23 protein-coding genes and 1 pseudogene are annotated in these 24,756 nt (G+C 71.7%); 6 read left to right on the forward strand and 18 right to left on the reverse strand.

Annotated features, from left to right (window positions below; genetic code table 11):
* Positions 1 to 324 precede the first annotated feature (324 nt).
* From eccD to AC07BS_RS24495, 11 genes and pseudogenes are all read right to left on the reverse strand, one after another.
* Positions 325 to 1,674: a type VII secretion integral membrane protein EccD gene (gene eccD / locus AC07BS_RS24445; protein ID WP_478934463.1), complete on the reverse strand. Its 1,350-nt coding sequence runs from the start codon at positions 1,672 to 1,674 to the stop codon at positions 325 to 327.
* Positions 1,675 to 1,936: 262 nt separating this feature from the next.
* Positions 1,937 to 2,194, reverse strand: a pseudogene (locus tag AC07BS_RS24450) (hypothetical protein); the annotation flags it as partial.
* The gene (locus AC07BS_RS24455) at positions 2,194 to 2,706 is read right to left on the reverse strand and encodes an HD domain-containing protein (RefSeq protein ID WP_478934561.1); all 513 of its coding nucleotides are present in this window, start codon (positions 2,704 to 2,706) and stop codon (positions 2,194 to 2,196) included. The gene AC07BS_RS24455 and the pseudogene AC07BS_RS24450, both read right to left, overlap by 1 nt.
* Positions 2,707 to 2,711: 5 nt before the next feature.
* A complete protein-coding gene (locus tag AC07BS_RS24460; RefSeq protein WP_478641630.1) occupies positions 2,712 to 3,521 on the reverse strand; it encodes a hypothetical protein in 810 nt (269 codons plus the stop codon).
* Positions 3,522 to 3,526: 5 nt separating this feature from the next.
* Positions 3,527 to 4,006, reverse strand: coding sequence for a hypothetical protein (locus AC07BS_RS24465; RefSeq protein WP_478934466.1), 480 nt, complete (start codon positions 4,004 to 4,006; stop codon positions 3,527 to 3,529).
* Positions 4,007 to 4,086: 80 nt separating this feature from the next.
* The gene (locus AC07BS_RS24470; RefSeq protein WP_478934468.1) at positions 4,087 to 5,232 is read right to left on the reverse strand and encodes an ADP-ribosylglycohydrolase family protein; all 1,146 of its coding nucleotides are present in this window, start codon (positions 5,230 to 5,232) and stop codon (positions 4,087 to 4,089) included.
* A gap of 87 nt (positions 5,233 to 5,319) precedes the next feature.
* Positions 5,320 to 6,210, reverse strand: coding sequence for a hypothetical protein (locus AC07BS_RS24475; protein ID WP_478934470.1), 891 nt, complete (start codon positions 6,208 to 6,210; stop codon positions 5,320 to 5,322).
* A 128-nt stretch (positions 6,211 to 6,338) separates the two neighbouring features.
* Positions 6,339 to 9,305, reverse strand: coding sequence for a DNA polymerase III subunit gamma/tau domain-containing protein (locus AC07BS_RS24480; RefSeq protein WP_478934472.1), 2,967 nt, complete (start codon positions 9,303 to 9,305; stop codon positions 6,339 to 6,341).
* Positions 9,305 to 9,745: a DUF6507 family protein gene (locus AC07BS_RS24485; RefSeq protein WP_478934474.1), complete on the reverse strand. Its 441-nt coding sequence runs from the start codon at positions 9,743 to 9,745 to the stop codon at positions 9,305 to 9,307. Before AC07BS_RS24485 ends, AC07BS_RS24480 begins: the two co-directional genes overlap by 1 nt.
* Before the next feature lie 89 nt (positions 9,746 to 9,834).
* Entirely contained in the window at positions 9,835 to 10,155 is a 321-nt protein-coding gene (locus AC07BS_RS24490; RefSeq protein WP_478641640.1) for a pore-forming ESAT-6 family protein, read from the reverse strand.
* Positions 10,156 to 10,169: 14 nt separating this feature from the next.
* Positions 10,170 to 10,508: a hypothetical protein gene (locus AC07BS_RS24495; protein WP_478641642.1), complete on the reverse strand. Its 339-nt coding sequence runs from the start codon at positions 10,506 to 10,508 to the stop codon at positions 10,170 to 10,172.
* Positions 10,509 to 10,714: 206 nt separating this feature from the next.
* Between AC07BS_RS24495 and AC07BS_RS24500 the strand changes: the two genes are divergently transcribed.
* Entirely contained in the window at positions 10,715 to 11,347 is a 633-nt protein-coding gene (locus AC07BS_RS24500) for an AAA family ATPase (protein WP_478934477.1), read from the forward strand.
* 121 nt (positions 11,348 to 11,468) lie between these two features.
* A complete protein-coding gene (locus tag AC07BS_RS24505; protein ID WP_478934479.1) occupies positions 11,469 to 11,786 on the forward strand; it encodes a hypothetical protein in 318 nt (105 codons plus the stop codon).
* 140 nt (positions 11,787 to 11,926) lie between these two features.
* On the opposite strand, the gene AC07BS_RS24510 is transcribed toward AC07BS_RS24505, so the two are convergent.
* The 5 genes from AC07BS_RS24510 to AC07BS_RS24530 form a co-directional block, all read right to left on the reverse strand.
* A complete protein-coding gene (locus AC07BS_RS24510; protein WP_478641646.1) occupies positions 11,927 to 12,364 on the reverse strand; it encodes a hypothetical protein in 438 nt (145 codons plus the stop codon).
* 100 nt (positions 12,365 to 12,464) lie between these two features.
* Positions 12,465 to 13,064, reverse strand: coding sequence for an RNA polymerase sigma factor (locus AC07BS_RS24515; protein ID WP_478934481.1), 600 nt, complete (start codon positions 13,062 to 13,064; stop codon positions 12,465 to 12,467).
* An 83-nt stretch (positions 13,065 to 13,147) separates the two neighbouring features.
* The gene (locus AC07BS_RS24520; protein ID WP_478641649.1) at positions 13,148 to 14,287 is read right to left on the reverse strand and encodes a PP2C family protein-serine/threonine phosphatase; all 1,140 of its coding nucleotides are present in this window, start codon (positions 14,285 to 14,287) and stop codon (positions 13,148 to 13,150) included.
* Positions 14,288 to 14,634: 347 nt separating this feature from the next.
* On the reverse strand, positions 14,635 to 15,447 hold the full coding sequence (locus tag AC07BS_RS24525; RefSeq protein WP_478641651.1) for an Fpg/Nei family DNA glycosylase: 813 nt from the start codon (positions 15,445 to 15,447) through the stop codon (positions 14,635 to 14,637).
* A 137-nt stretch (positions 15,448 to 15,584) separates the two neighbouring features.
* A complete protein-coding gene (locus AC07BS_RS24530) occupies positions 15,585 to 16,073 on the reverse strand; it encodes a ribose-5-phosphate isomerase (RefSeq protein WP_478934484.1) in 489 nt (162 codons plus the stop codon).
* A gap of 168 nt (positions 16,074 to 16,241) precedes the next feature.
* Between AC07BS_RS24530 and AC07BS_RS24535 the strand changes: the two genes are divergently transcribed.
* Entirely contained in the window at positions 16,242 to 17,690 is a 1,449-nt protein-coding gene (locus AC07BS_RS24535) for an amino acid permease (protein WP_478934486.1), read from the forward strand.
* 51 nt (positions 17,691 to 17,741) lie between these two features.
* Here the strand turns inward: AC07BS_RS24535 and AC07BS_RS24540 are convergent, their stop codons facing one another.
* Positions 17,742 to 19,457, reverse strand: coding sequence for a protein kinase domain-containing protein (locus AC07BS_RS24540; protein ID WP_478934488.1), 1,716 nt, complete (start codon positions 19,455 to 19,457; stop codon positions 17,742 to 17,744).
* A gap of 149 nt (positions 19,458 to 19,606) precedes the next feature.
* Between AC07BS_RS24540 and AC07BS_RS24545 the strand changes: the two genes are divergently transcribed.
* A complete protein-coding gene (locus tag AC07BS_RS24545; protein ID WP_478934490.1) occupies positions 19,607 to 20,497 on the forward strand; it encodes a hypothetical protein in 891 nt (296 codons plus the stop codon).
* A gap of 127 nt (positions 20,498 to 20,624) precedes the next feature.
* On the opposite strand, the gene AC07BS_RS24550 is transcribed toward AC07BS_RS24545, so the two are convergent.
* Positions 20,625 to 21,230: a biotin transporter BioY gene (locus tag AC07BS_RS24550; protein WP_478934492.1), complete on the reverse strand. Its 606-nt coding sequence runs from the start codon at positions 21,228 to 21,230 to the stop codon at positions 20,625 to 20,627.
* Between the two features lie 318 nt (positions 21,231 to 21,548).
* Here AC07BS_RS24550 and AC07BS_RS24555 point away from each other — a divergent pair, with 318 nt between their 5' ends.
* Both AC07BS_RS24555 and AC07BS_RS24560 read left to right on the forward strand, forming a co-directional pair.
* Positions 21,549 to 22,958, forward strand: a complete 1,410-nt coding sequence (locus AC07BS_RS24555) for an amino acid permease (RefSeq protein WP_478641659.1) — start codon at positions 21,549 to 21,551, stop codon at positions 22,956 to 22,958.
* A 203-nt stretch (positions 22,959 to 23,161) separates the two neighbouring features.
* Positions 23,162 to 24,580: an amino acid permease gene (locus AC07BS_RS24560; protein WP_478934494.1), complete on the forward strand. Its 1,419-nt coding sequence runs from the start codon at positions 23,162 to 23,164 to the stop codon at positions 24,578 to 24,580.
* Positions 24,581 to 24,756 lie beyond the last annotated feature (176 nt).

Raw genomic sequence — 24,756 nt, forward strand, 5'->3', positions numbered from 1 at the left:
GTGCTCCGCAGTGTATCGGGGGAAGCGGCGCGAGCCCGGGCCGATGCGCAAACGTCACCCGGGGCCACCGGACAGGGGCGGACGAAACGGACCGGGAACGGGGGGGGGGGGGGGGGGGGGGGGGGGGTGGGGGGGGGGGCGGGGGGGGGGGGGGCCGCCCCCCCCGCGCCCGCCTCGCGCTCGCCGGCGAGACCGTCCAGCTCCTTCGTCAGATCACGCAGGTTGCGCAGCACGTCACCCTGCCAGTCGCCCTCGGGCATACGTCTCTCCTGGAACTCAGAAGCTGGATCTCAGAACTGGTCGAACTCAGAACTGTCAGAACTGTCAGAACTGGTGGAGGAGGCGTCCGTACGCGCCGAACGCTCCGACGGCCAGCGGGAACAGCGCGATCACGCCGACGGTCTCGACGAAGTCCACGGCGCGGCGCAGCCGCACGCGCACATGCTCCGGCGGCCGGACCGCCAGGACGCCCAGCGGTACGACCGCCGCCGCGCCCAGCGCCGCCAGCGGCCCGTACGGGGTGCCGCCGGTGTGGTCGATCCACACCACCGCGAGGCGCACCAGCAGGACGAGGGCGGCCGCCAGGAGCGCCACGACCTCGGCGACCAGCGGGAACGCCCGGGAGCGGGAGAGCAGGACGACCGCGAGGACGGCGGCGATCAGGACGGTCCACACCCCGGGCGCGGTGAGCGCCAGCAGCCCGCCCGCCATGGCGGACGCGGCGACCACGACGGTGGCCAGGGACAGTCCGCGGTGGGTGGCGGCGAGGGCGGTCTCGACCTGGTGACGGCTGACGGAGGCGCCGCCGGAGCGCCGGTCGTCCAGCGCCGTCAGGCCCGCGGCCGTCAGGGCGAGCCGGGGCAGCAGGCCCAGGGCGACGACACCGAAGACGGCGAGGACGGCGCCCACGCGGGCCGCGTCGTGCTGGATCAGCGCGACGGCCTCCCACGCGGCGGTGACCGCCACGAGCGCGCCCGCGCCGATGAGCCCGCCCCGGCCCAGGGGGGAGAACAGCCCGAGCAGTGCCAGCGTCACGGTCACCACCGCGGCGACGCCCGCCAGCCGTACGGGCCCGGACCAGGCGTGCGCGTCGGCGGCGGCCCAGGCGCCGAGGAGGCCCAGGGCGCCACCGGTCAGCATCAGGACGGTGCCGACGGTACGGCCTCCGGCCCTGGCGGTGACGGCTCCGGCGACGGCCGCGACGCCCGCCGCGGCGAGCACGCCCAGGGCGACGGCCGCCGGGCCGAGGGCGGCGCGGGCGAGCAGGGTCGTGGTGACGGCCAGCGCGATCGTGGTCAGGCCGGCGGTGCCACGCCGCGCCCGCTCGCCCCAGCGCCAGGCGCGTACGTCCAGGTCCTCGGCGACCTCGTCGGTCACGTCGTGCACGACGGGAGCGGAGGGGGTGTCCTCGGCGCGGACGAGCCGCAGCACAGCGCCGTCGGGCACACCCGCGTCGGCGAGGGTGCCGCCCTGCGACAGAACCGTTCCTTCAGCGGTCACCAGATGACGCGACATCGGGTGACCACCGACGCGGTCGTCGAGCAGCCGCAGAACGTCCGGGAGAAGACGGCCGATGGGTTCGTCGGCGGGCAATACGAGATCCACTCTCCGTCGTTCCGCGACGAGAGTGACCCTGCTCAATTCCGTTCGCTGCTTCGCCCCCACGTTCACCACTCGCCTGAACCTATCATCGGCCCGTCTCCATCGTTTTGGGGGTTCTTTTCGGTTTGGTCGGTGTCGAGTGCGGTGTGACGGTGGCGGACCGGCGCGGCGTCGGACCGGCGGTGCTCGGCGTGGGGGACGCGCTGGTCGGCGCGCTCGGGGTAACGGACGGGGACGCGCTGGGCGTTGGGGACGCGGAGGGGGACGGCGAGAGCGAAGGGGAGGGCGAGACAGACGGGGACGGGGACGGCGGGGGCGTCGGCGAGGGCGTCACGGGCGGCACGTATCGCTGCTGTTGCTGCTGTTGCTGTTTCTGCTGGGCTTTCTGCTTCGCCAGCGTGTAGTGAATGAACGACCACCCCACACATCCGGCACACAGCACCGCCGCGACGGCTATTCCCGCGAATACCTTGCCGAGTTTCTCGTCGGCCGTCCGGCGGGCCCGCTGGGCGCCGTGCAGCAGGGCATCGCGCATTCGCCGGCGCCGTACCGAAACCGACTCCAGCAGCTGACTGTCGTAATCCTTCGTCATCATTCCCCGTCACGCCCCGGCATCGTCCCGGCATCGCCCCGCTCACGCCGGGCGATCGGCGGCCGGTCGTCGGAGTCGTCCAGCCCGAGCAGCGCGCGCATACGGGCGTACTTCGCGCGGAGCCGGTCCCGGGTGGCCGGGTCGGGCAGGGCGCGCAGTCGATCGGGGTCGGCGTTGTGGGCCAGGTCGGCGGCCTTGACCATGAGCGCGCCGGGAGTGGCGAGGACGCGGGCGGCGTACGCCTCGGCGGGCTCGCCCGGCCGCTTGGTGACCGCGAGGACGATGTCCTTGGTCAGCTGCGGGAGGTCGGCCGCCGCCAGCCGGCCGGCCGTCACGGCGTCGTCCTCGACGGCGTCGTGCAGCCACGCGGCGGCGATCTGCGCCTCGCTCCCGCCGCGCTCACGCACGCCCCCGGCGACGGCGGCCAGGTGCTCGGCGTACGGCCGGCCGGCCTTGTCGGTCTGCCCGGCGTGCGCGCGGCGGGCGAATGCCTCGACCTCGGCGAGGGTCATGTACGTCATACGGTGCCGGTCTCCCCCTCTCGTGCCGCGGAGTGGTCCGCGGCTCGTACGGCCTCGGCGACCAGCCTACGGATCTCCTCGTCGCCGACGGCCAGCAGCCGCCCGGCCAACCTCCGGCGCTCCTCCCCCTCGGCACGGGCCACGACGGTCGTCGCGTGCGCGAGCACCCGGTGGCCCGGGTCGGCGGCGATCACCCGCTCGGCCAGCGCGACCGCCGTCGGCGCGTCGGCGAGGGCGATCGCACAGGCCAGATCGACGAGCTGGGTCGCCAGGTCGAACCGGATCCGGCGGCCCGACCCGAGGGCCCGGACCCCGCGCAGGACGGTCTCCACCACGTCCGGGAGCAGCGCGGCGAGCGCCGCCCCGTGCAGCGTGCCCTCGAGCTTCTCCTCGAAGTACTCGGTGTCCGCGATCCGCACGAGGGCGCGCAGCGTCTCCGTCCGGAGCCGGGCGTGCCCCTTCTCCTCCGCCAGCTCCTCGCCGGAGCCGAGGGCGTCGGCGAGCTGCGCGAAGGTGGAGTCGACCGAGAACTTCCGGTCGACGCTGATGTCGTACCAGGGCGCGTTCCGGGGATCGGCGGCCGCGCGCAGCACCGCCTCGTAGCCCGCGGGCTCCGCCCAGGTCGTCAGGACGACGCAGGCGAGGAACCGGTCCATGGCGGACGCCGCCTCGTCGTTCATCAGCGCGGCGAGGGACGGGACGCGGTCGCGGTGGCGGGGGTCCTCGTAGGCGCCGTAGAGGATGTCGTCGAAGTCGTCGGCGGGCCGGCCGTCGAAGCCGGTGCGGAGGAGGGGGTGGAGGTCCACGGGGGCTACGACCCCCGCGCGGCCTGGAAGACCATGAACAGCACCCAGGCGACCGGGATCAGCAGTCCCAGCGCGGCAGGCCGCTGGAACATCGGCGGACCGGGATCGAGCGGCGTACCGGGCTGGCCGGGCACCGGCGGCGGAAGCTTGTTGAGCTTCGCCCTGACGAAGACGTTCCACAGGAGGGTGAACGGCGTCAGGATGACCAGCGAAGGCGGGCTCCACCAGCCCTGGACGAGGGTCGACCCGGTCATCTGACGCCGTACGGCGGTGCCGCAGGTGCGGCAGAAGGGGCCCTTGAGGGTCAGGAACCGCATCATGACCAGGATGCCCTGGTGGCCGCGCACGGTCACGTCGACGGCGGGGAAGCCGCCGCAGATGCGGCAGTAGGCGTTCTGGGGGTGGGGCGGGGGGAAGCCGGGCTGCTGCGGCGCGAAGGGCTGCGGCGGCGCTGGGAAGGGCTGTGGTGGTGGCGGAGTGGCCATGGTCGTCCCCCGTACAAGTTGGATCGTGGGTGCTGTGGTGCTGTGGTGCTGTAGTGCTGAGGCGCTGAGGTGTCGCGGCGTCAGTTGTGCGGGTAGTGCTCGCGCGGGTGGACCGACTCGCCGTAGGGGGGCGTCGGTCCGTGGAACTGGAGCGCGAGGTCGTCGGCGACCCGCGCGATGACATCCCGGCCCTCGGTGACGGCGAGCCAGGACGACGGCAGGGCGGCCTCGCCGTGCAGGACACCCAGCAGGTTGCCGCAGACGGAACCGGTGGAGTCGCTGTCGCCCGAGTGGTTGACGGACAGCAGGAGGGCGTCGGCGACGGAGCCGGGGTCCGGGTGGGCGAGGGCCGCGTAGACGGCGATGGCGAGCGCCTCCTCCGCGATCCAGCCGCCGCCGAGGCTCTCGGCCTTTTCCGGGGAGGGCGATCCCTCGGCGGCGAGGGCGAGGGCACGGCGGAGCGCGTCGGTCGTCTCGCCGTGGCCGGGATAGGCGGCGAGGAGCTCCAGCGTCCGTGCGACCGCCGCTTCCAGGGACGCGCCGTCCATGAGGTGGCGCACGATCGCGGCGAAGGCACCGGCGGCGTAACCGCCGGTGGGGTGGCCGTGCGTGATCCGCGCGGCGCGGACGGCGAGCTCGAAGGCGTGTTTGGCGAACGCCCCGGTGAGACCGAAGGGCGCGGAGCGCATGACGGTGCCGCAGCCCTTGGAGTGGGGGTTGACGGGGCCGGGGGTGCCGTCGAGGGGGCCGCGGGGGTCAGGGGTGTGACCTTGCCCGAGCCCGGAGAGACAGGCGTTGCCGGGCGCCCGCCGCGCGTACAGCCACGGCTGTTCGCGCAGCCACCCGGACCGCACCACGTCGAACCGCTCCTCGGCGGGCGGCGGCGAGGCGTGGTCCTGCGTGTCGAGCCACCGCAGATAGGCGTGCCGCAGACAGGCGGTCTCCGCGCCCCCGATGCCCTTGGACTGCGCCCGGGCGTCGGCACGGATGAGCCCCTCCGCCGTGAAGAGCGTCATCTGCGTGTCGTCGGTGACACGCCCGACCACCCCGTCCGCGTCGGCCACCATCCCGGCGATCCCGCCCGGCCCGTAGGCGGCACGGATACGGCCCAGCGAAAGGAACTCGACGGGGTTCCCGAGGGCGTCGCCGACGGCTCCGCCGAGCAGGCATCCACGTATGCGGTCGCGCAGAACTTCGATACCGGCAGTTGAGGAGAACTGGTTCACTTTCCTTGCCCATTTCGCGCAGGAGCGAATCTACTGACGCTGCGAGAACCATGAGCGTCGGGATGGTTCAGGCCCGCTGCATGGCGCTCAGAAACGCCCGGCAAGCTCCCTCAGACCTTCAAGTTCAGCGGTTCCTCCTGCCGCACCGAGCAGTACGCCGCCCGCGTCTGGGACGTCCAGAAGCAGAAACTCCTGGATTGCCTGATTGGGTGTGATCCCACGGACCTTGGCGTCGCAAAGACGTTGCAGCCAGATGACACCCGCGTCATAAGCGATCTCACCGACAGCACTGCGTGGCTCATACCCTGCAGCGCCCTCGGAGTCCGCAACCCACAAGTACCCGAGCACCCGGTTGCCCTCAACCACAGGAACGTACCTGATCGGCGTGTCCGCCCAATCCGCATAACAGTCCAGACCGGACGGGAGGGCAGAACGAAGTTTCTTCAAACGGAAGGGGACCTCGTACATCTCCCAGGAGTCCAGAAGTTCCGGTTCCTCGTCAGGTAGTTCCTCAAACCCGTCGACTGCAGGGGTCGCGAACCATGTGGGATCCCCCGGGTCTGCCACATCTCCCGTCAGATCGGACACAGCTTGCAGTGCTTCCGCCAGGCGAGGGGCATTGGCAGCATGTACCTGGGGCTGCGGAAAACCTCTCAGAGTGTGTGTCAGCCATGCGTCGGTGTAGGTGTGCAGCGTGACGACATCGGGGCCCTTCGGCCAGGCAGCAACGTCGATACCGAAGAGCCTTTCAGTCAGGATTTCCCTGTCACCGTCATGCCACACGCCCGGGCAAGACAGCCACAAAGTGACGAGACCTGCCGACTCCTCCACCACCTGACCGGCATCGCTTAGCGCCTGGGCTAGTTCCTCGCCGCCGTCCGGTGCGTCCACGGTGACAGGGATGCGCTCACGAAGGAAGACCACCTCCTTCGTCGCCCCCTGCCGTCGAACCTCGATGAGGGCCTCCGGGGCTCCCACAACGCAACCATGCTGGGCCAAAACCGCGTAGATGGCCTGTGCCGTGCGAGCACTCCTATGCAGGGGTCCTGTTTCCTCGACCAGCGCCCTGGCTTCCCAGGTCCAGCTGCCGACCGGTGTAGATGTAATCACTGGACGCCCTTCGGATAGAGAGTGCCATCGGGAGGAATGATGAAGATGCCGTCATCGAGTCGCACAACGAACGACACCCCTTCGCCCTTCTGCAGTTTGGCGGGATGCACTCCGTCGTACACTCGCTGGAGTTCCGCCGGAATACCTCTGGCTTGCCATTCGGCCACAGTACCCTGCCCATCCACGAGCATGACTCGGTGATCGACATCGGCTCGCTGCAGCTGCAAGAGGTGATGATCCCGGGTGATCTCATCGAATGGACTCAGCGGCTCATTGAGTCGTTTCATCTGATATCCAACCGAGTATCCCGTTTCGTCACGTACCAGAACGTCAATATCGCTGCGGTTCTCCTTGATCTCAAAGGCCATGTCCCGGAATCCACGTTCGTACAGGTCGTTGGCCAAGCGAATCTGGTCGATGGAAGGCTGCAGCATCTGCTCCCGCCCAGCACCCATGTTCGAGATCACATGACCGAAATTCTCACTGTCCTTGAACCGACCGGACGCGATTATCTCGGCAATCTCACGGCCGTTCGGGTCTTCGGCGAGGCGCTCCACGATCTTTTCCACGACCTTCGGCTTCGGCCGCTGCCGCCCTGGCATCTCCTTGATGCCGTCACGGAAGGCCTGCTCCATATCACCGCCGCGCTCGAGCGGAACGTGATCCGCCTTCGAAGCGTGAGCGCCAGAGGGTACATCGGTACCAGCTGATTCGGGCGCATGCGCGCCATCGCCCGGGTGGGCGTTGCCGTCAGATGTGTCGTGTGGCCGGGAATTACCACCGTCGCGCGGCGGCGCGTCGTCCGCATGGTGGGGCTCGCCGTGGCCGTGCGGAGTCCGATCCGAGCCGTCGGGGCGGCCGTGGCCCTCGGTGTTGTGGTCCCTCCCGCCGGAGGCCGGTGTGTCGTGGCCCGGGTGCGCGGGCGTGCTGTGGCCGTCGCCCCTTGCCGGGGTGTGGGCGTCGCCTCCCCGGCCCGTGGTCGGGAGGTCGTGACCGCCGCCCCCGCCGCCGGTGTGCATCGGCGTGTGGCCGCCGCCTGTTCCGCCACCCGTCGGGGGTTCGTGGCTCGCGCGGGGGGTGTTGTCCGCGGTGCGGCCCGTCGCTTCCGCCGGGGTGCCGCCCGCGTTGGTGTGGGCCGGCTGCTCGTGCGGGGTGGGGTGGTCGCTGTGCAGCTTGACGCCGGGGTTCTCGCCCACGTTCCCCACGTGCGCCGCCGCGTCCGCGGTGGCCCTGCCTGCTCCGACGCTCGCGAGGACGGGCTTGTCCTCGTGCGGCGCCGGCGCGCCGTCCCCGGCCGACCGGTCGTGCCCGTGCGGGACGCCCGGGCCGTCGCCCGAGGGGATTGAGGCCTCCAGCTTCTGGTGCGCCGCGCGGTCCGCGGCCGAGAGCTCGACGGGGATGGGGTCCGTGTGGGGCTTGCCCGCCGGGGTCTCCATCGTGCCGCTCTCGTGGAGGGTCGTCCCGTCCCAGAAGCGGACGGAGTTGTCCGGCATCACGGTCGGCGGCGTGTCGTGTGCCTGCGGCGACTCGTGGTGCGGCGGCGGCGTCTTGGCGGGCGCGTCCGCCGCCGCGCTGTGCGAGGACGGCGACGAGACCGGCGCATCCGGTGCCGGGCTGTGCGGCGCCGGTGCCGGAGCAGGGGCCGGAGCCGAGCTCTGCGAGACCGGGGCCGCGTCCCCGGCGTGCGCCGTGCCCGCCCCCTCCGCCCCGCCGTGGAACGAGGACGGGACCGCGCCCGCCCCCGCCGCCGTCGGGTGGTACGACGCCGCCGTCACGCCGTGCGTGTCCGGCAGCGCGGCCGAGGGCATGTCCCGCGGCATGGTGAAGCCGGCCGGGATGGCGTGGGTGCCGCCGAGGGAGGTGCGCAGACCGCTCATCAGCTCGCCGACCTTGGGGACGGCGACCTTGACGCCCTGGAAGCCCGCGCCCAGGCCCTTCCCGACGTACGTCATCGGGTCGATGACCCTGCCGACCTTGCCCGCAACGCCCGCGACCTTGGCGACCGTGCCCGCCTTCGCGACGTTGCCCGCGCCCGTGATGGTCGTCAGTACGTTGAAGGTCACCGCACCGGCCGCCCGGCCCGGGTTCTTGCCCCACTCGTCCCAGGCGACCATCGCCTTGCCGGCCTCGCGGGCCACCTTCTTCGAGTCCTTGACGAACTGCGGCAGCATGCTGTCCGGGATCATCCGGACGGACGGGATGGAGTAGGCCGCCACGCCGACGGCCAGCATGCCCAGGCCCTTCCAGGCGTTCTTCATCGCGTCCCAGCCGTCGAAGCCGACCAGGGTGCCCAGGCCCTTCACCGTGCCGACGACGCCGTCGATGATCAGGCCGTCCCAGACGAAGGACTTCACCCAGTGGCCCACCTCGTACCAGTGGTGCTTCTGGTCCTCCGGCTGTCCCCACGGCACCTTGGCGTGCTTGAGGTCCTCGGCCTTGAAGCCGTACATGCCCTTCTTGTGGGAGCCGTCGTCGGCTATCCACTTGGTGCCGTCCTTGACCAGGGCGGTGATCTTGTTGGCGGCGGTGCGCTCGGCATCGTAGAACGCGGCGACCGTCTCGTCGATGTCGCTGCGGATGCGCTTCTGGTGGCTGGTCTTCTTCTTGTCGTACTCCCAGTCCTTGTCGCCCTTGACCGACTCGATGAAACGTTCCTGCTCGGCCTTCAGGCTCTTCAGCTTCTCGATCAGCGGCTTCACCTCGCCCGCGTACGCCGTCAGCGCCGCGGCGACCTTCTCCAGGTCGTCACCGAAGTCCTTGGCCTTGTCGCGGACCGGCAGCGTCGTCGCGAAGAGCTTGTCCGCCTCGGGCGCGTGGTACGGAGCCGACAGTCCCTGGAACGCGGCGTGGATGTCCGCGCCGCCGTCGCGGATGTGGCCCGCGCCGTTCTTCAGCGCCGTCGCATCCTTGTCCAGCTCCTCCAGGTTGCCGGTGAACTGGGGTATCTCGCTCGGGTCGAGCATCAGACCTCAGCCTTTCCCTGGCCCTGGCCCTGGCCCTGGCCTTGGCCCTGGTCGCGTGTCTGCCACTTGGCCTTGCCTGCCAGTTCCTCCGGCGTCGGCGCGCTGGAGAAGTTCCGCTGCGCGGTGGCCGCCATCTCCTGGTCACCATGGGCGTAGGCCTTGGTGGCCTCGGCCGCCCCGGTCAGCGACTTGCTCGTCCGCACCCCGATGAACTTGAGGTCGTCCTGGTTCTTCTGCGCGAACTCCGCGAGCGCCGCCATCACCAGACCGCCGCCGCCCTCGGGTGCCACGCCACCCTTGGCGATCGTCCCCGCGTGCTTGCCGGCGCTCTGCATGGACTTCGGGTAGGCCTCGAACTCCTCGCCCAGCTTGCCCGCGAGCTTGCCGGTGGCCTCAAGGACCTTGCTCACAGCGCCGACATCGATGTTCCACCCGTCCATGACGACCTACTCCCCCTCCGCACCCACGTGACGCCCCGATACCCCGGCACCCCGGGGTGGCCCGCCCGGCACCCCGGGCGGGCGTTGAATCAGCCGATGTTGTCGACGGCCGCCTTGGCCTTGGCCAGCGTGGACTGCGCCGTGCCGTCGTTCTTCTCCATGGTGGAGCGCAGCAGCGTGATGATCTGACGTACCTCGGAGGCAGCCTTGTTCCAGCGCTGCTCCTTGCCGTGGTACTCGTCGGAGACGCCGTCGGCCTTGAACTCGGCCATCGCCGCCTTCACCGCCGTGTCGCGCTCGATCAGCAGCGTCTCCAGCCGCCCGATGATGCCCGCCAGCGACCCCTGCACCTCGGTCGAGGCAGAGCCGTCGTAACTCCGCCGGTCGGCACCCGCACCCGTACCCGCCATGATGGAATTCCCCCTTACGCCGAACGGCCCGAGAAGCGGGCCGCGTCGAAGTTCGCCGCCGCCATCTGCTGGCGCGCGTTGTCGGCCGACTCCTGGTCACCGGTACCGAACGCCGAGTCCATGCCCGACTGGCCGCCGAGAATCGCGCTCAGCGAACCGTTCAGATCCTTGGCGATACCGTCCGCGTGCTGCTTGAAGAGGTCGAAGGCCTGCTTGCCGGCACCGTTGAACTTGCCCTCGAGCGGCCGCGCGGCCTCGACCAGCTGCCGGACCAGGCCACCCAGGTCCTCGTTCGAACCGCGCGTCTTCGACACCAGTCCGGACAGGGTCGTGTTTCCCATGTCGAACTTCACGAGCTCACCCCCATGCATACGCCACTTAGCTCGAACATGTCTATCAACATCATCATCGTGATCACAAAGACGTTCTCGAACTGACGTGGCATCTGTTACGAGATCACATCACTCCCGACCGTTCCGTGAAGGACCCTCACCACCCACCGTGCCAGGTGCCACTGACAACCGACCGCGCCGCACGACCCCTGCCGTAGGCTCCGCGCATGCTGGTGTGGATCAACGGCCCCTTCGGTGGCGGTAAGACGCAGAGCGCTCATGAGATCCGGAGGCGGCTCGCGGGCAGCGTCGTGTGCGACCCCGAGCACGTCGGTTTCGGCCTGCACCGGATGATGCCCCCGGGCCTGCGCGGAGACTTCCAGGACCTTCCCGCGTGGCGGCAGGGCGTACATGACGTGCTCGATCTGGCGCTGCGCGAGCATCGCGGAACGGTGATCGTGCCGATGACGGTGGTGGAGCCCGCCTACTTCCGGGAGATCGTCGGCCGGCTGCGGGAGCGCGGGCACGATGTCCGGCACTTCTCCCTGCTGGCCCGTCGCGAGACGGTGCTGCGACGGCTCCGCGAGCGAGGGTTCGGGCACGCGGTGCGGTTCGTCGCCGGCAAGGACGCCGCCCTGCGGCGGGAGAGCTTCGCCATGTCGAAGCTCGACCTCTGCCTGGAACGGCTCCAGGCAGAGGAGTTCGCCGAGCACATCCGAACCGACCGGCTCACCGTCCCACAGGTCGCGGACCGCATCGCCGCCTCGGCCGGGCTGACCCTGGCCCCCGACACCAGCACACCGCTGCGCGGCGCGCTGCGCCGGGCCTGGACGGGGGCCAAGCACATCCGGTTCGACTGAGGAGCGTGCGGAGCGCCGCGCCGGCCGCCGGTCCGCACCCCGTCCGACTCCCCGTGACACATTCCCGCCCCGTGACGATTCTCCAGTGCCCTGTCCGGTTTCCCCGGCCCTGGAGTCACCGATGCCGCATCAGCACCCCGCCGAGAACGACGACGACCGCCACAGCCCGGCCACCGCCCGGACCGCCACCGCCGCGCGGCTCGAATCCCTCGAGCGCCGCATCGACGCCGGGTACGCGATCGCGAGCGGGCTCTCCGGCACCGCCGGCCTCGCGGCCGTCGGCTTGGCGACCCACGACTATCTCTGGATGCACAACGGACCCATGGCCACCGCCGGTGTCGCCCTCGCCGGCGTCCTGCTGAGCGCGGCGAGCTGGTGCGGGAAGAAGACGAAGCACCGGCGGGCGCGGCGCGCCGCGCTGCGCCGCCGTCATGGCTGACGCCCGCGGGTCCGGGCAGCCGCGGGCCGGTGCCGGACGGCGGTGGGGCGGCGTAGGGCCCGGCGGCGTGGCTGACGCGGGTGGGTCCGGGCGGTCCCCCGATCGGCCCGGACCCACCGGCGTGCCGCACCATCCCGTGCTCAGTGGGGAATGACGGGCACGGCCGAGACCACCGCCGACACCACGGCGGCGGTCGCCGCCGACGCCGCGATGCCGGGAGGCCGCCCGGCGCCCGCCGCCCTCCGCTGCCGCCACAGGCGCCGCAGGTCGTCGCCGAGGAAGGCCAGCACGATGAGCACGATGCCGGTGAGCCGGGCCCACAGCGCGTGCGTCACGGTGACGGCCGTCGCGCCCAGGGCGACGGTGACGAGGGACCACAGGCGGACGGCGGACGGTTCGGTGCCGTCCGGCGGCGCCTCCGCCTCGTCCTCCTCGCGCCGGGGTCCGCCGCGGGCGAGCAGGGCCGCCTTCCGCTCGGCCCACTCCTCGCCGGTCCCGCTGTCGGCGCGCACCGTCTCGTCGTCGGCGGCCCTGAGTACGGACAGGAAGTCGTCGTACCCGTCCCGATTCCGTTCCATGAGTTCCTCCATCTCCCCCCGGGGGCCCGGCAAGGCCCGCCCCTTGATCACGACCTTTCCTCGTGATCAGGAGACGCGTCCGACCCGGCCGTCCCGCCGTTCACTGCCTGTCGCAGTACGCCTGGATCCGCTTCCTCGCGTCGGAGACCGCGGTGCGGACCGCGCCGGCGGTCGGGTAGTCGAGGAGCTCGGCGGCCTCCGCGGCCGTCAGGCGCCAGACCTCGACCATGAGGAAGGCGTCGCGCGCCCGTTTGCCCGGCACGGCCTTCTTGAGCACCTCCACCGCCTGCGCGGCCATCGCCGACTCCTCGACGAGGAGTTCGACGTCGTCGTCCGAGGCCCGGTCCCACTCGGCGAAGTCCGTCAGCGTCTCCGGGCGGCGCTGACGCGAGCGGCGCAGGTCCACCATCTTGTTGCGGGCCGTCCGCAGGGCGTACGCCGTCGCGGCCGCCGGCTCCAGCGGTGGCACCCTGCGCCAGACCGCCAGGACGCTCTCCTGGGCGAGTTCCTCGGCGTCCGCGGCGCCGAGGCCCCGGGACCGCAGGTAACGCCAGGCGCGCGAGAAGATCCGCCGGAGCTCCTCGTCCGGCAGGGGCCCGGGGGCCTCCTCCGTGAGCACACGCGGCACTTGGGCCGGGACGGCGGGGCGGTCGAGACGGGGCTGTCCGCCCGCCGGCCCGGGTACCGATGGTGCTGCCATGCCATGCCTCCTGAACTTCGCCGGGTCAGAGCGTGGGTGTTCTCCGGCCTTGCACAGGGGAATCGTCCGCGGGGGCGCGGATGTCAGTCGCGGCAGATCAGCAGCAGCGCGCGGTCGTCGTTGACGTCCTTGGCGACCGCCTCGATGAGGTGCCAGGCGGCGCCGTGGAAGCCGGAGGCGACGTAGCGGTCGGCCTCGCCGGTGAGGCGGTCCATGCCTTCGGTCAGCTCGCGTTCGCTGGTCTCCACCAGGCCGTCGGTGAAGAGCATCAGGACGTCGCCGCGGCGGAGCGTGCCCTTCACCGATTCGAAGACGGCGCCGTCGTAGACGCCCAGCAGCGGGCCGTCGGCCGCCCGTTCCTCCCAGCGGCCCGAGCCGGCGCTGAGGTGGAGGGCGGGGACGTGGCCGGCGGAGAGGAGTTCGTAGTGGCCGGTCTCCAGGTCGAGGACGAGGTGGACGGAGGTGGCGAAGCCCTCGTCCCAGTCCTGGCGCAGGAGGTAGCCGTTGGCGGCGGGGAGGAAGTCGTGGGGCGGCAGGGAGCCCAGGAGGCCGCCGAACGCGCCGGAGAGCAGCAGGGCCCGGGAGGCGGCGTCCATGCCCTTGCCGGAGACGTCGGTGAGGACGACCTCCAGCGTGCGGCCGCCGTTGGTGCGGGCGGCGACGACGAAGTCGCCGGAGAAGGACTGGCCGCCAGCCGGCCGCAGGGCCATCTCGCGGTGCCAGCCGCGCGGCAGTTTGGGCAGCTTGCTCTGGACGCGGATGCGTTCGCGCAGGTCGAAGAGCATCGTTCCGCCGCGCCGCCAGGGCACCCCGACCCGGCTGCGGAACTGCGCGATGAGCAGCCCGAAGAAGCCGACGGCCGCGACGACGAGGATGGTGCCGGGGCTGACCCGGTCCGTGCCGTGGTGGGAGATGTCGTCCAGGGCCGCGGACTCGGTGATGAGCGCCGTGGCCGCGGCGGCGTAGAGCCCGAGAAGGCTGGCGGGGCGCAGCAGCAGTCCGCCGGCGATGATGGGCAGGACGAGCGCGGCGGGCGCGCACCAGTCGGGCTGGGAGACGGTGCCCCAGGCGAGGGCGGGGACGGAGACCAGCAGGGCGGTGAGGGCGAGCCAGTCGGAGCCGTCGCCCCGGAAGTAGTCGACACCGGCCTTGCGCACGCTCGTCCGGGCCCGGTGCAGTGCTTTGCGCATCCGGGCCGTCGGGGTCTCCGCACCGCCAGTCATTGCATCGGGACCTTATCCACCCATTCGGCGGTGCGTCGATTCACGCCGCGCCGACACGGCTGCCATCGGGGCGCCGGGCGGCCACCCGGAGAGCAACCATATGCGAAATTCGTTCGCTTGAGCGGTAATGCTCCGCCGAGGGCCGGTTTTGGATGTCGTGCCGGGGGTACACGGCACTGCCGGAGCGCGATTCCGCCGGCCTCGCACATCAGGCGTCACAGACGCCCCATACGCAACGGACAGCGCACGGTCACGCTCGCCGATGTCCATGACCGCGCGCGGAGTTCGGCGCACGCCGGGCCGGTACGGCCCTCCGCCGCCCCGGCCCCGGCCTTCCTGGCGAACCGTCAGTTCCGCTGGCAGTCCGGGCACCAGAACAGATTGCGGGCGGCCAGGTCCGCCGTACGGATCTCGCCACCGCACAGGTGGCAGGCCTGCCCGGCGCGGCGGTAGACGTACACCTCGCCGCCGTGGTCGTCCACGCGCGGCGGGCGTCCCATGGCCTCGGGGGTGTGCTCGGGCCGCACGGTGTCGATCCGGTTGTTCCGCACGCCCTCGCGCATCAGGAGCGCCAGGTCCGCCCACATCGCGTCCCACTCCCGGCGGGTGAGGTCGCGCCCCGCCCGGTACGGGTCGATGCCGTGCCGGAAGAGGACCTCGGCGCGGTAGACGTTGCCGACGCCCGCCACGACCTTCTGGTCCATGAGCAGGGCGGCGACGGTGGTGCGGCTGCGCGAGACGCGCCGCCAGGCCCGGTCCGGGTCGTCGGCGCCGCGCAGCGGGTCCGGGCCGAGCCGGTCGTGTATCGACTCCTTCTCGGCCTCCGTGATCAGCGCGCAGGTCGTCGGGCCGCGCAGGTCCGCGTACGCGCCGGCGTTGGCGAGCCGCAGCCGCACGGTCGCGGTGGGGGGCGGCGGGGCGGTGCCCGGGCCCCAGCTGTACTTGCCGAAGAGGCCCAGGTGGATGTGGATCCAGCGGGCGCCGGCGAAGCCGAGGAAGAGGTGCTTGCCGTGCGCTTCGGCCGCCTCCAGCACCTGGCCGTCCATCAGCGCCGCGCCCTCGGCGAACTTGCCCTGCGGGCTGGTCGCCCGTACCGCGCGGCCCGCGAAGGCGTCGTTGTGGTCCGCCGCCAGGCGGTGGATCGTATGCCCTTCGGGCATGGCGGTCTGTCCTCCGGACGTCTCGTCGTTCGCCGTGCGGCGGCCCCGGGGGCCGGCGCGGCCCGGGGGGGGGCGGCGCGGCCCGGCCGGCCGGGTCCGGTCGGGCGGACGCGACCGGCCGGGCCGGGCGGCCTCGCTCAGCCCTGCTGCGGGTGGTGGGCCGGGATCGCGGGGAGCTCGCCGGTGGTCTCGTAGCGGCTCAGCATCTCGATGCGGCGGGTGTGGCGCTCGTCACCCGAGTAGGGGGTGGCCAGGAAGATCTCGACGAACTTCGTCGCCTCCTCCTGGGTGTGCATCCGGCCGCCGATGCTGATCACGTTGGCGTCGTTGTGCTCGCGGCCCAGCGCGGCCGTCTGCTCGCTCCAGGCCAGCGCGGCCCGGACGCCCTTCACCTTGTTCGCGGCGATCTGCTCGCCGTTGCCGGAGCCGCCGATGACGATGCCGAGGCTGTCCGGGTCCGCGGCGGTCCGCTCCGCGGCACGGAGGCAGAACGGCGGGTAGTCGTCCTGGGCGTCGTAGATGTGGGGACCGCAGTCGACGGGCTCGTGGCCGTGGGCCGTGAGCCACTCGACGAGGTGGTTCTTGAGTTCGTAGCCGGCATGGTCGGAGCCGAGGTACACGCGCATGGGCACGAGTGTGGCACGTCCCGGGGCGTCGATCGCTCAGCAGGGGCGAGGTAACTCTGAGTGAACACAACGAATTGGATTCGGGTCTTCCTAAAGTCGCCTTCAAAAAGTTCTAATGCGGTGGCTCGTAACCCGAGAACCAAAGGAACAACCCGAAGGAACGTGCATATGAGCGCGATACCGCCGACCATGACGAAGGGGTCGACGACCGGCGATCCCGGCCACGCCCCGGGGGCGGGCGGGGACGGCCTCAAGGCCGGGCTCAAGAACCGCCACCTGTCCATGATCGCCATTGGTGGTGTGATCGGTGCCGGCCTCTTCGTGGGTTCCGGTTCCGGCATCGCCGCCGCGGGCCCCGGCATCCTGCTGTCGTACGCCCTCGTCGGCGCGATGGTCGTCTTCGTGATGCGGATGCTGGGCGAGATGGCCGCGGCCAACCCGACCTCCGGGTCGTTCTCCGCCTACGCGGACCGGGCGCTCGGCCGCTGGGCCGGGTTCACCATCGGCTGGCTGTACTGGTTCTTCTGGGTCGTGGTGCTGGCGGTCGAGGCGACCGCGGGTGCCGCGATCCTCAACGGCTGGGTCCCGGCCGTCCCGCAGTGGGCCTGGGCGCTGATCGTCATGGTGGTCCTGACCGCGACCAACCTGGCCTCCGTGAGCTCGTACGGCGAGTTCGAGTTCTGGTTCGCCGGCATCAAGGTCGTCGCGATCGCCGCGTTCATCGTGATCGGCGGCCTGGCGATGTTCGGCGTGCTGCCCGGTTCGGACAACCCGGGTGCCGGGTTCGACAACCTCACCTCGCACGGTGGCTTCCTGCCCAACGGCCCCGGCGCGATCCTCACCGGTGTGCTGATGGTCGTCTTCTCCTTCATGGGCAGCGAGATCGTCACCCTCGCCGCCGGTGAGTCCGAGGACCCGCAGCGCGCCGTGCGCCAGGCCACCAACAGCGTCATCTGGCGCATCGCGGTCTTCTACCTCGGCTCGATCCTCGTCGTGGTCTCCCTGCTCCCGTGGAACGACAAGTCGATCCTCGAGAAGGGCAGCTACGTCGCCTCCCTGGACTCGATCGGCATCCCGCACGCCGGCCAGGTCATGAACGTCATCGTTCTGACCGCCGTCCTGTCCTGCCTGAACTCGGGCCTCTACACCGCCTCCCGCATGGCCTTCTCCCTCGGCCAGCGCGGCGACGCGCCCAAGGCGTTCGCCAAGACCAACTCGCGGGGCGTGCCGCAGGCCGCGATCCTCGGCTCGGTCGTCTTCGGCTTCGTGTCGGTGATCTTCAACTACGTCTGGCCGGACACCGTCTTCAAGTTCCTGCTGAACTCCTCCGGTGCCATCGCCCTCTTCGTGTGGCTGGTCATCTGCGTCACGCAGCTGAAGTTCCGCGGCATCATCAAGCGCGAGATGCCGGAGCGGCACTTCGTGAAGATGTGGCTCTTCCCGTACCTGACCTGGGCCACCATCGGCATGATCACCTTCGTGCTCGGCTTCATGGTCTACGACGGCGGGGACAACCGTGAGCAGGTCCTGCTGTCGACCCTCGTGGGCGTGATCGTCCTGCTCATCGGCGTGGTCCGCGGCCGCGGCAAGCGCGCGGTGGAGGACTCCGCGAAGTAACCGCGGGCGCGTCGCGCCCCAAGAAGCACCCGAAGGGGTCGTTCCACGCCGTCACCCGGCACGGAACGACCCCTTCACGCTGTCGTAGACCGCGAGCGCCGTGGTCTCGGCGGCGTCCGCGTACCAGACGCTGACCTGGTACGTCCGCCCGTCCTCCGAGAAGCCCAGCTGCCGGCCCTGCCGCGGCTGCCCGCCCTGGAGGAAGGCGTACTCCCACACCACCGCGGGGTCGCCGGAGAACGTGGTCCGCTCCAGCCTGATCTTCCGGTAGCCGGGGGTGCCGTGGAAGCCCTCCTCGAACCGCTGCCAGTGCGTCAGCAGGTCCTCCGTCGTCCGGCCCTGCTTGGCCGAGAGCTCGATGGCGCCGTCCTTCGAGGTGTAGGTGACGTCGCTCGGGCTCTGCTGCGTCCGGTTCCAGCCGGCGGGCGGGACCCAGCTGAAGCCGTCCTCGGCCCGGCGTACGGCGCCGGTGGCGGTGGCTGTGGCGGTGGCGGTCGCGTCGCCTTGCCGGGTGGCGTCCCCGCGCCGGGTCGGGTCGCCCTGTCCGCTCGGCCGCGGGCGGCCGGACGCGGTGCCGGTGGACGCGGTGCCGGTGGCGCCGCCCCTTTCGGCGTCCTCCCCTCCCCCGGGCCCCTGGACGGCGAGGACGACCGCGACCGCCAGGCCCGACACGGCCACGACCGCTCCCCCGGCCAGCAGCGCCGCCCGGCGGCGGGAGCGCGGCCGCGACCCACCGGCCGGCCCGCCGGCGGGCTCCGGGCCGCCTTCTCCGTCACTCCCCCCGGCGCCCGGCCCGGGTCCCGGAGCGGGTACGGGCGGCGGCCCAGGCGGCGGTACGGGCACGGGCAGTGGTACGGGCACGGGCGGCCGTACGGGTACGGGCGCGGGCCCGGCCGACGGGTGCGGCTGGGGACGCGGCTGGGGCATGGGGTGCGGCTGGGGACGCGGCTCCGCCGGTGGCGGCTCCAGCAGGCGGGTCAGGGTCTCCTCCGCGCCGTCGAGGGTGGGCCGGTGGCCGGGCTCCTTGAGGAGGAGGCCGGCCAGCAGCTCCCGCAGTGGTCCCGCGGCCCCCGGGATCTCCGGCTGCTCGTAGAGGACGGCGTGGAGGGTGGCCATGGTGGTGGCGCGGCTGAAGGGCGAGTGCCCGGCCACCGCCGCGCACAGGGTCGCGCCGAGCGACCACAGGTCGGACGGCGGGCCCTGCCGGCGCCCCTCGATCCGCTCCGGCGCCATGTAGTCCGGGGAGCCGACCAGGGTGCCGGCCATGGTCAGCGCGGCCGCGTCCTGCATCGCCGCGATACCGAAGTCGGTGAGGACGATCCGGCCGCCGGCGGTGAGCAGCACGTTGCCCGGCTTGATGTCACGGTGCAGCACGCCGACCGCGTGCACGGCGCGCAGCGCGCGGACCAGCCCCAGGCCGATGCGCGCCGCCTCCGCCGGGGCCACCGGGCCCCGGCGCGCCAGGACCTGTTCCAGGGACCGGCCGTCGACGAACTCCATCACGATCCAGCGCCGGTCCTCCTCCTCCGCCACGTCGTAGACCCGGACCACGTTGGGGTGGTCGATGCGGGCGGTGGCCTGTGCCTCGCGCAGGCTGCGTTCCCGCTGAACCGCGCTCTCCTCGCCGACGAGGCCGTCGACGCGGATCTCCTTGACCGCCACCCGCCGCCCGAGCGTCTCGTCGGTGGCCCGCCACACCCGCCCCATGCCGCCGCGGCCGATCAGTTCCAGCAGCCGGTAGCGACCCACCACGAGCCGCCCACGCATCTCGTCACTCGAATTCCCCACCAGGCCCGCCCCCATTGCGGAATTCCCCTTCCGCACCTTCGGACATTCGAATCTTGTGGTACCTATTCAAATACTTCTGCAGGGAGTGGAGATAGGGGGGAGCGAAAATGTTCCGAAGTCATCACCGAATGCGCCGCCTGGCGCCGGTGATCGCCGCGCTGATGGCGCTGGCACCGGCCGCGGCATGGGCCGACGAGCCCACACCGGGCAGTGGCCAGGGCGGCAGCCCGGCGGCGAACGCCCCGTCCGGCTACCGGGTCAGCACCCGGCTGCCGGCCCGGATATCGGTGAACAAAAAATCGGGGAACACCAGTCTGACTGCCACGGTACGCAATGACGAGGCCAAGGAGATCGGGGCCGTCAAACTGAAGGTCGTGGGATTCGACGGATTGCGCGTCACATCCGTCGAAGGCTGCACCGCCATTCCCTCGGGAGAACTCCCGCAGGGGTCCAACAGCGGTTACGTGTGCGCCGTCGACAAGCTCGCGGCGGGAGCGAGCCGCACCTATCGCGTGTCCGCGACGTTCGATCTGACGAAGACCGGGCGGATCTGTCTGCCCGTCACCCTGAGCGACGGGAAGACACTGCTGTGGCAGCAGGGTCCCGTGCACTTCGGCACCACGGACACCAGCTCCGACGCACCGGACACCCCGCTCCTCCTGGGCACCAAGAACGTGCCCTCCGGCTCGCCGGCGACCCCCTCGGCAGGCGGCGGCGCCACCACGGCCCCCGCGCCGACGGCGACCGGCGGCACCGCCACGGGCGGCGCGGCCACGGGCGGCCCCAAGCCCACCACGCCCGCCCCGACGAAGAGCGCGGACCGGCCGGGAGCGACCGCGCCCGCCCCCTCGTCGTCCTCGCCGTCCTCCTCCTCGTCGTACGACGAGAGCGACGACGAGCTCGCCCACACCGGCTCGCCGTCCACCCCGCTGGTCGTGGCCTCCGCGCTCGCCGTCCTCCTGCTGGCCGCCGGCACCGCCGGCGTCCGGGCGGCCCGCCGCCGGAACGGCCGTCACTAGGACAGGCCCCGCGCACCCGCGTACGCACCGGGCCCGCACCCCGTCGACGAGGTGCGGGCCCGGCCCGTGCGCGCCGATGCGGGCCGGCGCGCGGAGGTATCGCGGATATATAAGGAGGCGCCGCGCGTCAGCCGCGGCGACCCACCAGCTTCCAGGCGGCCGGCAGGGCGCCCATCGCCAGGGCGGCCTTGAGGGCGTCGCCGATCAGGAACGGGGTGAGGCCCACGGCCACCGCCTGGCCGAGCGGCATGTGGGTGGCCAGCGCGAGGTAGGGGACGCCGACCGCGTAGATGATCGCGGAGCCCAGCGCCATCGTGCCCGCGGTGCGCAGGACCGAGCGGTCGGCGCCGCGGCGGGCCAGGGCGCCCACGACGGTGGTGGCCAGCAGCATGCCCAGGATGTAACCGAAGGACGGGAACGCGGCGCCCGACCGGGCCTCGGCGAACCACGGCATGCCCGCGACGCCGGCCACGGCGTACAGCGCGAGGGAGAGGAAGCCGCGGCGCGCGCCGAGGGCGGTGCCCACCAGCAGGGCGGCGAACGTCTGACCGCTGACCGGGACCGGGGAGCCGGGGACGGGCACGGCGATCTGCGCGGTGACGCCGGTGAGCACGGCACCGCCGAGGACCAGGGCGGCGTCCCGGACACGGGCACGCCCCGCGGAGGAGGCGGGGAGCAGGTCGGCGAGGACCGTACCGGGGAGGGCACGGGTGGGGACGGTGGCGGTGGCCATCGGTACTCCGCGGGTGAGGGATCAGCAGGGACAGCCCGACGTTAGCCGAGCGTCACCCTTTGGGCACCGGACGGCAGTGACAAAGGCGGACCGCCGAGGTTTGGCGGGTCCCCCCGCGCGGCGTCCGGCCCGTCGGCACTCCGGGAACGGTTGCTCACGTAAACGTGATGCTTGTCACGAGAGGCCGCGTGCGGCTTGGCTCGGGCCGCCCGGCCGGGGGAATCTGGAACCAGCTCTTGCGTTTCTTGCGTTTGCGCGCGCACTGCGTTTCTCCGCGCGCCTCGCGCCGCACCACGCACAATCCGAAAGAACGATCCCATGCACCACGACGCACAGCTGGTCGCCGAGCCCCTGGCCGACGGTGAGAAGGAGCCTCTGGCCCCGGGACTCAAGCAGCGGCATCTGACGATGCTGGGCCTGGGCGGGGTCATCGGCGCCGGTCTCTTCGTCGGCTCCGGCGCGGGAATCGCCGTGGCGGGCCCCGGCATCATCATCTCCTACCTGATCGCGGGCGCGCTCGCGATGCTGGTGATGCGGATGCTGGGCGAGCTGTCCTCGGCGATGCCCGCCTCCGGCGCCTTCTCGGTCCACGCGGAACGCGCGCTGGGCCGGTGGGCCGGGTTCACGGTCGGCTGGCTGTACTGGTTCCTGCTGGTGGTCGTGCTGGCCGTGGAGGCGACGGGCGCGGCCCGGATCGCCCATGGCTGGGCGCCCTCGGTCCCGCAGTGGGGCTGGGTCCTGATCTTCATGCTGGTCTTCACGACCGCGAACCTCGCGGCGGTGAAGAACTTCGGTGAGTTCGAGTTCTGGTTCGCCGCGCTGAAGGTGGGCGCGATCGTCCTCTTCCTCGGGCTGAGCCTGCTGGCGATCTTCGGACTGCTGCCGGACACCGACGCGGTCGGGCTGACCAACCTCACCGGCCAGGGCGGCTTCCTGCCGCACGGCTGGAGCGGCGTGGTCTCCGGTGTCCTCGCGGTCGTCTTCGCCTTCGGCGGGCTGGAGGTCGTCACGATCGCCGCCGCCGAGTCCGACGACCCGGCGCGGGCCGTGGCCCGGGCGGTGCGCAGCGCCGTGTGGCGGATCCTCTTCTTCTACGTGGGCTCGATGCTGGTCATCGTCACCCTGCTGCCGTGGACGGCGATGAAGCCGGGCGAGAGCCCGTACGTCGCCGTACTGGACCACGTCGGGGTGCCGGGCGCCGGCCAGATCATGAACATCGTGGTCTTCGTGGCCCTGCTGTCGGCCCTGAACGCCAACCTCTACGGCTCCTCCCGCATGATCTTCTCGCTCGCCGAGCGGGGCGAGGCGCCGCGGTCCCTGCTGGCCGTGTCGGGCGGCGGCGTGCCGCGCCGGGCGGTGCTGGCCTCGGTGGCGTTCGGCTTCGCGTCCGTCGTCCTCAACCTCGAGTGGCCGGACTCGATCTTCCGCTATCTGCTCAACGCGGTGGGCGCGGTCCTGCTGTTCGTCTGGGGCCTGATCGCGGTGTCGCAGCTGCGGCTGCGCCGCCGGATCGAGCGCGAGACGCCGGAGCGGCTGACCCTGCGCATGTGGTGCTTCCCCTATCTGACCTGGGCGGCGCTGGCCGCCATGGGCGGGGTGCTGGTGCTGATGCTGACCGACGCCGAGGCGCGGCCGCAGCTGATGTGGTCGGCGGCGGCCACCGGCGCGGTGCTCGTGGTGGCGGGTCTGCGCGAGGTCCGGCTGCGCCGGGCCGGCCGCGAGGGCTGATTCAGGCCACGGCACCCTCCCGGCCGGGAGGCTGATCATCCGGCCGGGAGTTCCTCCCTTTTGTTTTTGCCGATATGTCAGACACGGACGGTCATACAAGTGTCCGAATATCGGATACCTGTGTAAGGGGTATTGTCCTCAGCCAACATCGCCCCGACACTGAGGCAACTTTTCCGCTCTCACCCAACGGGGCAATCACGATCATGACTGGTATACCCTCCCCGCCGGCGGCGTGCGGGACCCCCGCCCCCGACGCCACCCCGGCGGACACCCAGCAGGGGCCGGCGCTGTCGCACGGCCTCAAGCAGCGGCATCTGTCGATGATCGCCCTCGGTGGCGTCATCGGCGCCGGGCTCTTCGTCGGGTCCGGCTCGGGCATCGCCGCGGCCGGTCCGTCGATCGTGCTGGCGTATGCGGCGTCCGGGCTGCTGGTGATGCTCGTGATGCGCATGCTCGGCGAGATGTCGGCGGCCAACCCGGCCTCCGGCTCCTTCTCCGTGCACGCCGAGCGGAACATCGGCCCCTGGGCCGGATTCACCTCGGGCTGGGTGTTCTGGACCCTGCTGTGCGTGGCCGTCGCGGCCGAGGGCATCGGCGCCGCGTCCATCATGACCGGCTGGTTCCCGGGCACCGAGTCCTGGATGTGGGTCGCCCTTTTCATGATCCTTTTCACCGTGTCCAATCTGGCCGCGGTGAGCAATTTCGGTGAATTCGAGTTCTGGTTCGCCACCCTGAAGGTCACCGCGATCGCGGCCTTCCTGGTCCTGGGCGTGCTGGCCGTCCTGGGCCTGCTGCCCGGCACCCACTCGCCCGGCGCGGACAACCTCACCGGCAACGGCGGCTTCTTCCCCATGGGCGTCAACGGCCTGGTCGTGGGCCTGCTCGCCTCGGTCTTCGCCTACGGCGGCCTGGAGACCGTGACCATCGCCGCCGCCGAGTCCGAGCACCCCCGCCAGGGCGTCGCCAAGGCCGTGCGCACCGCGATGTGGCGCATCGCCCTCTTCTACGTGGGCTCGCTGCTGATCGTCGTCACCCTGATCCCGTGGGACGACCCGTCGGTCGTCAAGGGCCCCTACGTCGCCGTCCTCAACCACCTGGACATCCCCGGCGCCGGCCAGATCATGAACGTCGTGGTGCTGGTCGCGCTGCTGTCGGCCATGAACGCCAACATCTACGGTTCCTCCCGCATCGCCTTCTCCCTCGTCTCCCGCGGCCAGGGCCCCAAGGCGCTGGGCAAGGTCAGCGGGGGCGGCGTGCCGCGCTACGCGGTCATCGCCTCGGCCGCCTTCGGCTACGTCGCGGTGCTGCTCAGCTACTGGTGGCCGACCACCATCTTCAAGTGGCTGCTCAACATGGTCGGCGCGGCGACCCTGGTGGTCTGGGGCTTCATCGCCGTCTCCCAGCTGGTCGGGCGCCGCCGCATCCCCAAGGATCAGCTGCTCGTGAAGATGTGGCTCTTCCCCTACCTCACCTGGCTGGCCCTGGCGGGCATCGTCGGGGTGCTGGCCCTGATGCTGCGCGAGGAGGAGACCCGTCTCCAGCTGTACTTCACCGGCGGCCTCACGCTCGTGCTGGCCGTGACCGGATACCTGCGGCAGCGCGCGGCGGCGGCCCGCCGCTGACCCGCCGGGCGACACGCCCGCCGTCCGTACTCCCCGGGGCGGGGGGGGGGGGGGGGTTGGGGTCCCCCCCCCCCCCCCCCCTGCTTTTTTGGGCGGGACGCACCCCCGCCCCTTGGCCCGCCCTCCTCCCCCCCCTTTCCCCCCACCCCCCTCTCTCCCTCAACCCACACAGGCTC

Source organism: Streptomyces sp. NPDC044063 (assembly GCF_056434285.1).

Bases quoted from the DNA above. Each gene is read 5' to 3' on its own strand.
- AC07BS_RS24485 (WP_478934474.1), bottom strand. From the start codon at position 9,745: ATGGACGGGTGGAACATCGATGTCGGCGCTGTGAGCAAGGTCCTTGAG.
- AC07BS_RS24510 (WP_478641646.1), bottom strand. From the start codon at position 12,364: ATGGAACGGAATCGGGACGGGTACGACGACTTCCTGTCCGTACTCAGG.
- AC07BS_RS24530 (WP_478934484.1), bottom strand. From the start codon at position 16,073: ATGCGCGTGTACCTCGGCTCCGACCATGCCGGCTACGAACTCAAGAAC.
- AC07BS_RS24465 (WP_478934466.1), bottom strand. From the start codon at position 4,006: ATGGCCACTCCGCCACCACCACAGCCCTTCCCAGCGCCGCCGCAGCCC.
- AC07BS_RS24520 (WP_478641649.1), bottom strand. From the start codon at position 14,287: ATGACTGGCGGTGCGGAGACCCCGACGGCCCGGATGCGCAAAGCACTG.
- AC07BS_RS24490 (WP_478641640.1), bottom strand. From the start codon at position 10,155: ATGGCGGGTACGGGTGCGGGTGCCGACCGGCGGAGTTACGACGGCTCT.
- AC07BS_RS24455 (WP_478934561.1), bottom strand. From the start codon at position 2,706: ATGACCCTCGCCGAGGTCGAGGCATTCGCCCGCCGCGCGCACGCCGGG.
- AC07BS_RS24535 (WP_478934486.1), top strand. From the start codon at position 16,242: ATGAGCGCGATACCGCCGACCATGACGAAGGGGTCGACGACCGGCGAT.
- AC07BS_RS24550 (WP_478934492.1), bottom strand. From the start codon at position 21,230: ATGGCCACCGCCACCGTCCCCACCCGTGCCCTCCCCGGTACGGTCCTC.
- AC07BS_RS24515 (WP_478934481.1), bottom strand. From the start codon at position 13,064: ATGGCAGCACCATCGGTACCCGGGCCGGCGGGCGGACAGCCCCGTCTC.
- AC07BS_RS24560 (WP_478934494.1), top strand. From the start codon at position 23,162: ATGACTGGTATACCCTCCCCGCCGGCGGCGTGCGGGACCCCCGCCCCC.
- AC07BS_RS24500 (WP_478934477.1), top strand. From the start codon at position 10,715: ATGCTGGTGTGGATCAACGGCCCCTTCGGTGGCGGTAAGACGCAGAGC.
- AC07BS_RS24540 (WP_478934488.1), bottom strand. From the start codon at position 19,457: ATGCGTGGGCGGCTCGTGGTGGGTCGCTACCGGCTGCTGGAACTGATC.
- AC07BS_RS24545 (WP_478934490.1), top strand. From the start codon at position 19,607: ATGCGCCGCCTGGCGCCGGTGATCGCCGCGCTGATGGCGCTGGCACCG.
- AC07BS_RS24555 (WP_478641659.1), top strand. From the start codon at position 21,549: ATGCACCACGACGCACAGCTGGTCGCCGAGCCCCTGGCCGACGGTGAG.
- AC07BS_RS24525 (WP_478641651.1), bottom strand. From the start codon at position 15,447: ATGCCCGAAGGGCATACGATCCACCGCCTGGCGGCGGACCACAACGAC.
- AC07BS_RS24480 (WP_478934472.1), bottom strand. From the start codon at position 9,305: ATGCTCGACCCGAGCGAGATACCCCAGTTCACCGGCAACCTGGAGGAG.
- AC07BS_RS24505 (WP_478934479.1), top strand. From the start codon at position 11,469: ATGCCGCATCAGCACCCCGCCGAGAACGACGACGACCGCCACAGCCCG.